We start from the raw sequence: 12,739 nt of genomic DNA, 5'->3' as shown, positions 1-12,739 counted from the left end.
TTTCACCAAATTTCAGTTGTAGTCCTTTGTAAAGAAGACCTTCATTAAATGATTAAACTTTTGGTTTTTTATCTCATTTACGAGTAAAACGTACTTTGCTTTGAACGTTTCAAGCTCATCAAGTTCGGCTTCTCGCTTCTTAAGCTTTTCCTCATTCAGTTGAGCAAGATCAACTTTTCGTGATAAGGCTTGGTTTGCTTCCTCTAAACGCCTGATGATGGACTGAGATTCCGCTTTCTGCTCACTTTCCGCTGTTTCCACTTCCAAAAGACGCTTTTGAAGGTCGGATACATCTTCTTCAAGCTTATGAATGTAATCACGTTGAGCTTTCCCTGCTTCTTCACGACCCGTCTGAGCCTTCTGAAGTCGCTCCACATCTCCTTGCATATGTTCCTGCCAATCCAGAAGCTTTGTAATCTGTTCTTCCTTATCAGCAAGAACAGCCTTTAATTGATGGATGTCTTTCTCCAAGTGCGCCTGCCATTGAAGCAATTCTTGGATTTGAGCTTCCTTCCGACTGAGCTCTTCCCTGCATTGCTGAAGCTCATTACTCATGACTCCCCATCTCCTTTAGAATTTGGATGTGGTGGTTTTGTAAGCCTTGCAAACCTCTTCTGTCTCTCCTAGCATTCTTGTTTTCCCCTTCTCCAGCCAAAGCACCCGATTACACAATCGTTCTATTTGATCGATGGAGTGCGACACGATGATAACGGTCGTCCCGTTGTTCATCATCTCACTGATCCTTCTCTCACATTTCTCTTGAAAAAGGAAATCGCCTACGGAAAGAATTTCATCCACAATAAGGATATCCGGCTTGGTTATCGTCGCCATAGCGAAACCTAATCGTGCAACCATCCCGGATGAGAAATTCTTTAATGGCACATCAAGAAACTCATGAAGTTCAGAGAACTTGACAATCTCGTCAAACTTCTCTCGGATTTCTTTAGTTGAATGCCCAAGTATGGCTCCATTTAAGAAAATGTTTTCTCTGGCCGTTAAATCCATATCAAAACCTGTCCCCAGTTCAATGAGCGGTGCAATGCTTCCATTTACTTGAACGGTTCCAAGGGAGGGTTTATAGATCCCTGAGACGATTTTAAGAAAAGTGCTTTTTCCCGATCCGTTTAATCCAACGATCCCCAGCACTTCTCCTTTTTTTACGGAAAGCGATACATCATAAAGAGCGATAAATTCATCAAACATCAGTTGCCGCTTGACTAGCTTGATGAAGAACTCCTTCATGTTGTCGACTTTTTCCTTCGACAGATTGAATCTCATGTAAATGTTTTTCGCATCAATTGCGTATTCAGACATCACGCCAACTCTCCCATACGTACTTGAATGAACTACACATAAAGAACAAACTTGTCCTGGTTCATCTTAAAGACAATCAGTCCAATCAGGAGCGTGATTACTGAAATGCTCATGCATAGAAGGTTTTCGGAAATTCCCGGAATCGTTCCATGAAGGACAAGGTCCCGAAAATAATTAATGAAGTGATAAAGAGGGTTCAAAGTCAGGACCGTTCGGAACTTCTCGGGAATAATCGATTCTGGATAGAAAATAGGCGTAAAATAGGTCCAGGCGGTAAGCAGAACGGAATATAAGTGGAGAATATCGCGAAAAAACACAGCTAGAACAGATAGAATTAAACCCAACCCCAACGAAAAACATAAGGCATATAATAAGGGAATGGGGAACAGGAGCACACTCCAGGTCACTTTGGTAGAGGTCAAAACAATGATGAAGACGAGGGCAACCAATGAAAACAGCAGATTGACAAAGGAAAACAAGATTTTCTCTACCGGAAAAATATACTTTGGAATGTAGACCTTTTTAATGAGGGGACCCGAATAGACAACCGACACCATCGCTGCACTGGTTGCCTCTGAGAAAAAGGAAAAGAGAATAGAACCTGTTAAGTAATAAACAGGGAAATTTGGAATATCGATTTTAAACAAAGTTGAGAAGATCGACGTCATGACCAGCATCATAAGCAAGGGATTTAAAACACTCCACAATACCCCAAGAATCGATCTCCTATACTTTACCTTCAAGTCTCGCAGAATAAGGTTTCCTAGTAGAGGCTTATATTTTCGGAAGTTCGCAACATATTTATTCACAACGGCACCTCATTTGTTGATTTGCGCTCGATTTTTATAGTTTTCTTCGTAGTACCGTTGATAATCGCCACTCAAGATATGATCCGTCCAGTCTTCGTTATCCAAATACCAGTTTATCGTTTGAGCGATCCCTTCATCAAATCCTGTTTTTGGAGTCCAGCCTAGTTCCGTCGTAATCTTGGTTGGATCAATCGCATAACGGCGATCGTGTCCCGGACGATCGGCCACGTATTCGATGAGGCTCTCGTCCTTGCCAAGGTGTCGAAGGATTTGCTTGACGACTTCAATATTGGATCGCTCATTATGCCCACCGACATTATAAACCTCGCCAACCTTCCCCTTGTGCAGGATGAGATCGATCGCTTCACAATGGTCCTTTACATAAAGCCAATCTCTCACATTACTCCCATCCCCATAAACGGGCAAGGATTGATTGTTCTTCGCTCGCTGAATCATCAATGGGATCATCTTCTCAGGGAAGTGGTAGGGACCATAATTGTTTGAACACCTAGATAAAGTAACGGGCAGGTTGTATGTCCGATAATAAGCCTGAACAAGGAGATCGGCTGAGGCTTTCGAAGCAGAGTAAGGACTAGAAGCATGCAGAGGAGTCGTTTCAGTAAAAAACAGATCCGGCCGATCAATAGGCAGGTCTCCGTAAACCTCATCCGTCGACACCTGATGGAAGCGATCAATTCCGTATTTGCGGCAGGCATCAAGCAGTACCCCTGTCCCGATAACATTTGTTCGCAGGAAAATACCCGGGTCGAGGATGGATCGGTCCACATGGCTTTCCGCAGCAAAATTGACCACAACATCTGGCTTCTGCTCCTCAAATAAGGAGTAAACGGCATCCCGATCCGCGATATCGCCAACAACGAGAGAAAAGTTCTTGTTGTCCTTAATAGGTGCCAAGGTTTCTACATTCCCAGCATAGGTCAAGAAATCGAAGCAGCAAATCTCGTAATCCTTATAGTTCTCCAGCATGTAGTGTATAAAATTGCCTCCGATAAAGCCGGCGCCGCCGGTAACAATCACTTTCATCCTTACACCTCATTTAAAAATAGTGGCTACATATGCAACAATTGACCACATTTTCGAAACACTCCAGTTTTCCAAAATCCAAAAGTACAAATGGTTTTTAAGCGTAAAAGCTTATTTTGTTCCCTTAGTGTTATGTAAGCCGTAAGGGTCTCTAATGCTTGTACGCTTAATTCACTCCCAAATCGGCTTTGAAACTCTTCTGCTTGCTGGAACGTTTTTGAAATCGAATCTTTGATTTCAGCCCCTTCAAAAAGCCTGCGGAACGTATACGCCAAACTTCCCGCATCCTTCGATCCCACTTCATTGTACCCATGTTGTCGGTAAAGTAATGTCGGTTCGTCAACAAAGCCTATTTGGCCAAACGCAGAAGCGATCAATGCAAACCACCAATCGTGCATAATCGAATGAGATGGCACTGGGCTCACCTTTTGAATAAGCGCTCGGTTTACCATCATGGAACAGCCTGTGACAATATTTTGGACCAATAAATGATTTAAACTGCATTTCGTCGCTGAAAGCCTTTGCCTCTTAAAAATGGAATTCGATAAGATTTTTTCATTTTGATCCACTACTTTTAAATCCGTATGCACTAATACTGGCGTATTAACTCCAACCCGAGCCTCTACTTCTTTCATTTTTGAGAGCGTAGCCTCTATCTTATGCGGGAGCCAAATATCATCTTGATCACAAGTCATCATGTAGTCCGAATCAAATAGGCTCAGCATGCTATAAAAATTGCTTTTTGCCGAACCAGATGGCTCTTCTCTAATGATCACTTTAATTTTATCCGGGTACAAAACTTCATATTCTCTTGCGATGACTACGGTTTGATCCGTAGAACAATCATCCTGAATAATTAGATTCCATTCCTGTACATTTTGTTGCAGAATGGAATCCAGTTGCTTTCTTATAAAAGCCTCGCCGTTAAAGGTAGCCATCAAGATTGTAATCATCGCCTAATGCCCATCAATCCTTCAATAGGTGTGCCTGTGAAAGTCCATGGCTCCATCACTATACAAACCTCTTTTCTGCACCTTTTACCCTCACGTTTTCACTGACATTCATATTAGCACAACTATCACTTCTCTGGAAATGTCAAACAGAATTCTAGCAAACCACTATGTAGTTTCACCAGTAAGCGTTAAATCCCACTTGTTAAACTCCCTCTTACAATTTGGACCTTCTTACACATTCCACCTTATTCGCTCGGTTAATGAATTAATGACACATATCCTTGTTTTCTCAATTTTCGACGGTATACTATAAAGTTGAGTGTCTAAATCCACTCGGATTCGAGTAGAGGAGTTTTTACTGCATGAGATCACTGGTTATCATCCCGGCCTATAATGAAGAAAATAGCATAAAAGCCGTCATTCATTCCGTCAAGAAGTGGCACCCCGAAGTCGACATTGTTGTCGTGAATGACGGGTCCAAGGACGATACAAGCCGGGTCGCGAAGGCGACCGGACTCGCCCATGTGGTCGACCTGCCGGTAAACCTTGGCATCGGCGGTGCCGTTCAGACTGGCTATCTGTTTGCGTTCCGCAACGGCTACGATATCGCCATTCAGATCGACGCAGACGGTCAGCACGACCCGGCCGATCTTGAGAAGGTCATCGGCGTGGTGGCAAGAGGAGAAGCGGCCTGCTGTGTCGGCTCCCGCTTTGTCGAGGAGACTGATTATACACCGAGTCTGTTCCGTGGGATCGGGATAACCTTTTTCTCCCGCATGATCAAGTGGACGGTCGGCAAGCGCATTACCGATCCAACCTCCGGCTTCCGCGCCGTGAACCGCGAGGTGATCGAGGTGTTTGCCAATTACTACCCCGACGACTATCCGGAGGTGGAAGCGGTCGTTCTGCTCGAGCGGATGGGGTATTCCGTCAAGGAAGCCTCCGTTCAGATGCATGTACGGGCAGCGGGAAAATCGTCCATTACCCCCTTTAAGTCGATGTACTACATGATCAAAGTGTCGCTTGCCGTTATCATGACACGGATAAGGAACGTGAATTAAAGCCATGAATATCTTTGTTGTCTCGGTAGTATTCTGCTTGCTCTTCCTCGGCTCGGTCATCGAGATGATCCGGCGGCGTAAAATATCGGAGCGATACTCGCTTCTGTGGTTCATCCTCGGCTTTATCATGCTCATCTTCAGCCTGTTTCCCAAGCTGCTGAACGGAATCTCGTCTTCACTCGGAATCGTATACGGAACCTCTTTTCTCTTTTTTATCGGGTTCCTCTTCGCTCTAGTGTTCATCCTGCACTTGACCACTGTCATTACGAAGCTAGACCTTAAAATGACTAGACTAACTCAAGAGGTCGCTCTATTGAAAGAGATAAAGAAAAACCCCGATGACATTCTTTCTGTCGAACGGCAAGACACCTCTCAACAGTAGTGTGAATGCCCCTTTTCCTAAAATGTTCAAAGGAGGGGCTATTTTTGTACTTATTGAACAACGAAAACACAAGATAGTATAAACCACCGTATCAAATAGACTTCCTCTTGGTAATGTTATATAACAATAACTAAACGATCTTAATGAAAACACAAAGGAAAGTTGGATAAAAACTATGAAAGGTATCATTCTTGCCGGAGGCAGCGGGACTCGTCTCTATCCGCTAACGATGGTCACAAGCAAGCAACTTTTGCCCATTTACGACAAACCCATGATTTATTACCCTTTGTCTACCCTCATGCTGGCTGGAATTCGAGACATTCTCATTATATCAACTCCTGAGGATACGCCAAGATTCCAAAGTTTGCTGGGTGACGGTTCTGAGTTCGGGCTATCTCTTCAATACACCGTTCAGCCAAGCCCAGACGGGTTAGCCCAGGCCTTTCTATTAGGTGAATCCTTCATTGGAAACGATTCGGTAGCAATGGTTTTGGGAGACAACATCTACTATGGCAACGGAATGACTCAGATCTTGAGACGGGCCGCCTCCAAATCAAGCGGTGCCACCGTATTTGGTTACCATGTTCCCGATCCCACTCGCTTTGGTGTAGTCGAATTCGACAAAGAAGGAAAAGTTTTAAGCATTGAGGAAAAGCCCGCTCAGCCTAAATCGCATTATGCCGTTACGGGACTCTATTTCTATGACAATCGCGTCGTATCCATTGCCAAGGCGGTTCAGCCTTCTGCGCGCGGAGAGCTGGAAATCACCTCCATCAATGAAGCCTACCTGAATTTGGGCGAGCTTGACGTAGAACTTTTAGGACGCGGATTTACCTGGTTGGACACAGGCACTCATGAAAGCCTTGTCGACGCTACCAACTTTGTCCGAACGATTGAAGACCATCAAGGCATCAAAATCTCCGCTCCTGAAGAAATTGCATACATAAACGGCTGGATTACCAAGGAGCATCTGCTCGAATGCGGGCAAAAGCTAGGCAAGACCGGCTATGGTCAATACTTGATCAAGGTTGCTACAGGTAAGGTCATCTACTAACAGAAATGAGTGAATAACTTGAACGTAATCCGAACGCCTCTCCCCGGCGTCCTTGTCATTGAACCGGCTGTATTCGGCGATCACCGTGGTTGGTTCATGGAGTCATACAATGAGGCCAAGTTCCACGAGTTGGGGATCATACAGAAGTTCGTGCAGGACAATCAGTCCTATTCAGCTGAAAAAGGAACCCTTCGCGGGCTGCACTTTCAACGAGACCCAAAAGCTCAAACCAAGCTCGTCCGTTGCACCCGCGGCTCGATCTTCGATGTAGCTGTTGATATTCGCAGCGGAAGCCCAACCTATGGGAATTGGTTTGGCATCGAGCTCACTGCCGAGAACAAAAAGCAGCTGTTGATTCCGAAAGGCTTCGCTCATGGATTTATGACGCTAACTGACGATGTGGAAGTCCAATACAAATGCGATGAGCTGTATGCACCCGAATGTGACGGAGGCATCCGCTGGAACGACCCCACGATCGCCGTAGAGTGGCCGCTCCATGTTCCCCCCATTCTCTCGGCAAAGGACGAAGCGGCTCCCTTGCTTAGGGATGCTGCTGTTGATTTCCCTTATTGATTTCGTAGATCACGAAGCCTTTTACACATGCCCAAGCCGATGCTCTCCTTTGCGAGATATAGGCTTGGGCATTTTTCTTTCCTACATCTGGTTTCACATGGAGAGTTTGGGGTATGAAATAATTATGAACGCAGCGCAACCTTCCCCATCTTGCTGGCGTCTACTAAGTGAACCCACCATATCCACAATTTCTCATGTATCATTATCCCTCTGTTTATAGTAACTGGATTATGATCCAGTAAGTTGCTATAATAATTAAAGCCTTTTTCCAAAATGCAGCAAATATCTTCATTTTTCTTTCGAAAAGGGGCTATCGAGTCGAGAAAGGAGGTGAAATTGCACATGACAACCAGTAAAGACTTCTTAAACACATCTAAACGCAAGGAAAGGAGTGCCCGTTTCTTGAAATCATCCATGAAAAAGAAGGTTTCTGGCCTCTTGGCCAGCTTACTGATCCTATCGATCATGATCCCAGCACTTGCGTTCGCCGCCTCGATCAAGATCGACAACTACGATTACAACGGTAACTTGACAGGCTCAGTTTACGAAGATACTTATGTTGGAAGTACTGTTTACGTAACTGTCTATGACTCCACTAACACTCATTGGAAAGTGGTGCAGGCTACATACGACACCACGTACACAACGGGTTACCGTTACATCTTCAACTTCACCGCGCTGGAAAGCACCTACAATCCGGCAGTAGTGAAGTATGTCTATGGCGTTAACCAAGCCACTTACGATACGCAGAGCCGAGCTATTTATTCCGGTGGCGGCGGAATCTACTTCCCTCCGACTTCTGGCGAAGTAACCATCGGTGCTGACGGCAAAGCCAATGCCGATCAACTCGCGGCTCTCTTGGAAAAGAACGAAAATGCCCGTTTGAAATTCACCGGTGATTTCGTTCTTCTGCCTGCGTGGGTCCTGTCGAAAGGCAAGCTGCTGACGGTAGAGAATGACTTCGGAACTTACTCGCTTCCGTTGACAAAGCTGGATGCAGAAGCTCTCGCTAAGAAGGTTGGCGTAGAACTGAAGGACCTTTACATCCGCGTTTCCATTGCCAAGGTTTCGGAAGCAACCCTTGCTGACGTGACGAAAGCGGCATATGCGGAGCAAGCAACCGTGATCAGCAATGTCATCGATTTCAAGGTTCAAACCGAAGCTGCGGGCAAGACGGCTCTGGATGTGGATTTCGGCAAAACCTATGTGAAACGTACGGTTAAGCTGGACACCGCCTTCGGCAAGATCAACACGATCGCCTCTACCGGCGTCCTGTATGATGCAGCCGGCAAATCCATCCTCTTCGTTCCTTCTTCCTTCGCTGCAGTTGGAGATAAGTCCGAGGTCGCCATTTGGCGCGTGGGTAACTCCATCTATGCTGCAGTAGAAACGAAGAAATCCTTTACGGATATCGGTTCCCACTGGGCTAAGGTAGACATTCAAAACCTGGCGAACAAGCTTGTCGTGGAAGGGTATAACAACCGCTTCCTGCCGCAAAACGATATCACTCGCGCTGAGTTTACGGCGATTGTGGTTCGTGCACTCGGCTTGACGACAAGCGGCGCTAAGTCAGCTGGCTTCAAAGACGTAGCCAGCACGATGTGGTATGCCGACGTCATCAACACGGCTGCTCAAGCCGGCCTTGTGAAGGGTAATGGAGATGGCACCTTCAAACCGAATGACAAGATCAGCCGGGAAGAAGTGGCCGCTCTGGTACTTCGCGCCCTCGCCTACACGGGCAAGGACGTGACGGTATCCGCTGCGGACAAAGCTACCGCTCTGAAACCTTATACGGATGCAAGCAAAGTATCCGCTTGGGCGAAGGACGAAGTAGCTTCCGCCATTAAGCTGGGCTTGGTCAAAGGCTTTACGCCTACCACGATCAAGGGCCAACTGAACGCAACCCGCGCAGAAGCTGTTACCCTGATCAAACGTCTTCTTGATACGACCGGTTTCACGAATTAATCACTAGTTCTCACATAAGAGGGAATCCCCCGTCATCGTGTAGATGACGGAGGGATCCCCTCTTTCTTATTTCTAAAAACAAGCACAAGGGCCTCACTCCTTGCGGAGATGAGGCCCTCATGGTGAAGTTCGTTCCTATCTACTTGCTGCTGCCCTGAACCAATTGCTCCAAAACTGTCTTTTCGTTTGGATCTTTTGCGATCAGCTTACCCTTCCAACCTTGGTCAGGAATCCCCAGCTTTTCCTGAGCGGCTGCATAGTAACGGGCAATGAGCAGATTTTGAACATCATTTAAATCGTCGTTGAGATAAGGATAAAGCAGTTGGATGGTGTCGGCATAATCGCCTCGTTCGTAATGGATCTGTCCAATCGGAAGCGCCACGCCTTTGCTGACTTGAAGAGGAATTCCGATGGCGATGGCTTTGGGCACTTCATTCATTTGAGCTATACGCTCCTGAAGCTGCTGGTACGTTTGCATTGCCTTATCCCAATTAGCCTCGCCAGTTTGGTGATAGAGTCCGAGCACTCGCTCGTAATAAACCGTATTCCAAGGGTTTCGTCTGAGCATCTCTTCCGCGATCGGCAGGGCTTCCGTTGACTTCCCATCCTGCATCGCCCAGGCGAACCGGTATTCGAAAGGCTCGATAAGATTGGGCTCTCGCTTGTCCAACTGCTTTAGTACGGCTTCTCCCTCATCCTTGTACTTCGCCTCTTTGGTTTGGGCGAAGGCATTATTATAGAGATCAACCTTCAGAAGCTGGTAATCAATGTTGGATCCTTGATACTTGATCGCGCCATCCAATAAACCAACCGTCTGCGCTAAATCTACCTGACCGCTTGCCATGTTTGCAATAGCCGCTGTCCCTTTGTTGCTGGCGAGGCTGGCCCTGAATGACAAGAAGATCATCACAAGAGATAGGGTCCCAAGGACGGCCGGGTATGCCCACCGATAACGCTCCATAAAAGTGGGGGTTCGCGGGGCTTCCTCAACCTTCTTTTGGCTAGCGGTTCCCAACATTGCGCCAAGGCACAGATAGAGCAGCACTCCAATAAAGGCATAACTCATATCAAAATCGATCAAGCTGTGAGCAAGCAGCCCAAATGCGATGATAAAGAAGACGAAGGTGCTGGGCGATGCCTGCATCATGTTGCGGTGGCGGCGGATGTAGAACAGGAAAACCGCTGCGATGAAAAGAAACGTGATGAGGAGTCCGAACAGCCCGATGTCGATCAACACTTGGAAGAAGAAATTATGCGCTTGTCGGCTCGTATACGGGTAGCTTTGATACATATGGTACAGATGGGACCAACCGCCGCCCCCTGTTCCGAAGAAGAGGTGGTCCTTCGCGATCTCCCAGGAATCTTTATAGAAATAGCCTCTTTCCAGTACGCTGTGCTGGTTGAAGTTGATGTTTCCTAGCCGCTGCTGCAAGGATTCCGGAAGAAGGTTGCTGAGCGGAGTAGCGATGAGAACCACGAGCAGCAGTCCGCCTGCGACGATGACGGCAACGGGAAACCATAAATTCGAGTAGCGGAAACGGGTGTCCAGCTTTCCGAACGCAGGCCATCGATCCGCAGCCCATCGAAGCAGGACAGCAAGCCCCGCACATACGACAGATGCTACGATTAGAATGGACCATGTTTTGAGCATGAGCCCTTGTTCAGCAACTTGCAGCAGCTTAATCCCGTTATCGGTTACCGATGACGTAATGAGCAAGGCAACAATCCCCGCTACGAACAATTGCGCCGTCATCATCAGTTGAACGGTTGCTTTCACGAACGGCAGCAGAACAAGGAAAAGAACGGGAAGCAGAACCCAACCGCCGCGAGACAACGTCAGCAAAAGAGAAACCAATGCGGGAACGAGGAACAAAGCATGCAGGAAGACGACCCAACGCTTCGTCGAGGTGGCGCTTAAGTAAAGCCCAGCCAGCAGCAAGGCGATCAGGAAGCCTGCGTATGTATTGGCGTAGGTAAACACGGAGCTAAGACGGGTCCCCGTCCCGTCTATGATAACGTAGCCCTTGTTCGGGACATTACCCAGCCAGGTCATGAACCCGAAGATGATGACCGCATAAGCGGACAGGAGAGTCCCATGGGCAAGCCAATCGGCACCTCTTTTGGAGCGAACCAGTACTGCCCCAAACAAGAAGAAAGCGGCAAGCATAAGCTGCACATACAGGCCTTGCAGCGAAGTAAAGAAAGACACCCCTTGAAACAGTCCGATCAAGTAGCAAAGGGGAATCAGCCAGACGGCAAGAAGCAAGTAATCGGATTTCTCCCGAATTTCAAAGAAGAAGTAATAGAAGAAAGCCAAGAGTAAAAGAGCGATAAAGGTAAAGGTCAGTGCGGTATTGGCAGGGTCCAGGAATTTTATCCCAATCGAATAGTTGAACTCATTGTGGCCGGACTGAAACAGTCCTTTGGAGAACGGGGCGATAAACAGAAAGCCCATTGTAAACAACAAGAGCGCCCAATAAAGAATCGAGTGCTCGATGTGCTCCCCGGCCTTCCGCAACGCGTTCTGGGGCCGGTTCTTTTTTGTGCTGCTCATGGCGGAACTCCTTCGACATCTTAGTGCCCTTGCGTAAGGGCCTCCTGTTATTCTATGTCACAATATGACATTAAGCAATACGAAGAGCGGCAAATCAAGCCTGGTTCATGACCTCGGCTATCCTATTTAAGGTAGGAGGATTCAAGGCAAGCGGAAAGCGGCTGCACACCGTCGCTGCCGTCGCTGCCGCGAATTTCACAATCTCTTCATCAGGCATTTTCTTGAAAACACCGTATATAGCTCCGGCCTTGAAGCTGTCCCCTGCTCCCAGCGTGCTTTCCACCTTTACCTTGTAGGGCGTGATGCGGCGGATGGGTTCGTTTTTTCGGCCGTACATGATTTCTCTTGAACCGAAGGTGAAGATCACAAGCCCGTCCGTACTGTCCGTATACGTTTTGAACAGATCGTCCACATTTTGATCGGGGTATGTCCTTCTCAGAAACTCGCCTGATACAATATTTACCTCGCAGTACTGGTGCATAACGGTTTCGGGGCGGCAATCGATGGTCACGTATTTCTTCCTAAGCTCATGACAGATTCGAGCGACGAGTTCGGATTGCTCCATAAAAAAGGGGTCAAGTCCCACGACATCCGCATTCGCGATATCTTCTCTAACCGGTGCATTCCACCTTTTTACGGAGTCGGAATAGTAAGCGCCAAATGCACCAAAGCCGTTTCTTGTATGCCCGGCGATGATCACCATATCCTCTACGCCGTCGAACGTCGGATCATCATAAACCCGTGTCATATCCACCTCGAATCGTTCAACGAGATGCTTTTGCAGCAACTCCGTCGTCTTCCTCCCCTGATGGTTCCCGTCCACCTTGACAGAGCATCCCAGTGATGCCAATACGATCGAGCAGCTCCCGGTTTCACCCCCGGGGAAAACGTGGCTCTCCCGGATCTCGCGGTACTCATCTGCTTCCGGAAAATCGCCTTTTAGCAAGTGCATGGTCGTGACCAGCGTCATGCCATACAGATAAACATCATGCTTTTGCATCCTTATCCCCCCTCAATCGGATTTATCATT

General features: G+C 47.3%; 12 protein-coding genes. 5 read left to right on the top strand and 7 right to left on the bottom strand.

Annotation, left to right across the window (positions count from 1 at the left end):
• Nucleotides 1-12 precede the first annotated feature (12 nt).
• Genes AAFN83_RS09055 through AAFN83_RS09035 form a run of 5 tightly spaced genes read right to left on the bottom strand, consistent with a single transcriptional unit; the run spans nucleotide 13 to nucleotide 4,120 of the window.
• Complete coding sequence (locus AAFN83_RS09055; protein ID WP_347768668.1) at nucleotides 13-555, bottom strand: hypothetical protein; 543 nt, start codon at nucleotides 553-555, stop codon at nucleotides 13-15.
• 15 nt (nucleotides 556-570) lie between these two features.
• Entirely contained in the window at nucleotides 571-1,314 is a 744-nt protein-coding gene (locus AAFN83_RS09050) for an ABC transporter ATP-binding protein (RefSeq protein WP_347768667.1), read from the bottom strand.
• 32 nt (nucleotides 1,315-1,346) lie between these two features.
• On the bottom strand, nucleotides 1,347-2,123 hold the full coding sequence (locus AAFN83_RS09045) for an ABC transporter permease (protein WP_347768666.1): 777 nt from the start codon (nucleotides 2,121-2,123) through the stop codon (nucleotides 1,347-1,349).
• 9 nt (nucleotides 2,124-2,132) lie between these two features.
• On the bottom strand, nucleotides 2,133-3,167 hold the full coding sequence (gene rfbB, locus AAFN83_RS09040) for a dTDP-glucose 4,6-dehydratase (protein WP_347768665.1): 1,035 nt from the start codon (nucleotides 3,165-3,167) through the stop codon (nucleotides 2,133-2,135).
• Nucleotides 3,168-3,193: 26 nt separating this feature from the next.
• Nucleotides 3,194-4,120, bottom strand: a complete 927-nt coding sequence (locus tag AAFN83_RS09035) for a glycosyltransferase family 2 protein (RefSeq protein WP_347768664.1) — start codon at nucleotides 4,118-4,120, stop codon at nucleotides 3,194-3,196.
• Between the two features lie 362 nt (nucleotides 4,121-4,482).
• Between AAFN83_RS09035 and AAFN83_RS09030 the strand changes: the two genes are divergently transcribed.
• The 5 genes from AAFN83_RS09030 (at nucleotide 4,483) to AAFN83_RS09010 (ending at nucleotide 9,155) form a co-directional block, all read left to right on the top strand.
• Nucleotides 4,483-5,181, top strand: a complete 699-nt coding sequence (locus tag AAFN83_RS09030) for a glycosyltransferase family 2 protein (RefSeq protein WP_347768663.1) — start codon at nucleotides 4,483-4,485, stop codon at nucleotides 5,179-5,181.
• Nucleotides 5,182-5,185: 4 nt separating this feature from the next.
• Nucleotides 5,186-5,563: a DUF2304 domain-containing protein gene (locus AAFN83_RS09025; protein WP_347768662.1), complete on the top strand. Its 378-nt coding sequence runs from the start codon at nucleotides 5,186-5,188 to the stop codon at nucleotides 5,561-5,563.
• Between the two features lie 175 nt (nucleotides 5,564-5,738).
• The gene (gene rfbA / locus AAFN83_RS09020) at nucleotides 5,739-6,617 is read left to right on the top strand and encodes a glucose-1-phosphate thymidylyltransferase RfbA (RefSeq protein ID WP_347768661.1); all 879 of its coding nucleotides are present in this window, start codon (nucleotides 5,739-5,741) and stop codon (nucleotides 6,615-6,617) included.
• Nucleotides 6,618-6,635: 18 nt separating this feature from the next.
• Nucleotides 6,636-7,190 (top strand): dTDP-4-dehydrorhamnose 3,5-epimerase, encoded by a 555-nt coding sequence (gene rfbC, locus AAFN83_RS09015; RefSeq protein WP_347768660.1) that lies wholly within the window; start codon nucleotides 6,636-6,638, stop codon nucleotides 7,188-7,190.
• A gap of 402 nt (nucleotides 7,191-7,592) precedes the next feature.
• Nucleotides 7,593-9,155 carry an S-layer homology domain-containing protein gene (locus AAFN83_RS09010; protein ID WP_347768659.1) on the top strand — a complete coding sequence of 521 codons (1,563 nt, stop codon included), beginning with the start codon at nucleotides 7,593-7,595 and terminating at the stop codon, nucleotides 9,153-9,155.
• 139 nt (nucleotides 9,156-9,294) lie between these two features.
• Here AAFN83_RS09010 and AAFN83_RS09005 read toward each other — a convergent pair whose 3' ends face one another.
• Nucleotides 9,295-11,709, bottom strand: a complete 2,415-nt coding sequence (locus tag AAFN83_RS09005; protein ID WP_347768658.1) for an O-antigen ligase family protein — start codon at nucleotides 11,707-11,709, stop codon at nucleotides 9,295-9,297.
• 94 nt (nucleotides 11,710-11,803) lie between these two features.
• The gene (locus AAFN83_RS09000) at nucleotides 11,804-12,709 is read right to left on the bottom strand and encodes a carbohydrate kinase family protein (RefSeq protein ID WP_347768657.1); all 906 of its coding nucleotides are present in this window, start codon (nucleotides 12,707-12,709) and stop codon (nucleotides 11,804-11,806) included.
• Between the last annotated feature and the right edge of the window lie 30 nt (nucleotides 12,710-12,739).

It is taken from the genome of Gorillibacterium sp. CAU 1737 (assembly GCF_039888655.1).
Lineage (GTDB): Bacteria > Bacillota > Bacilli > Paenibacillales > NBRC-103111 > Gorillibacterium.
This window is presented reverse-complemented; position numbering and strand designations above follow the sequence as displayed.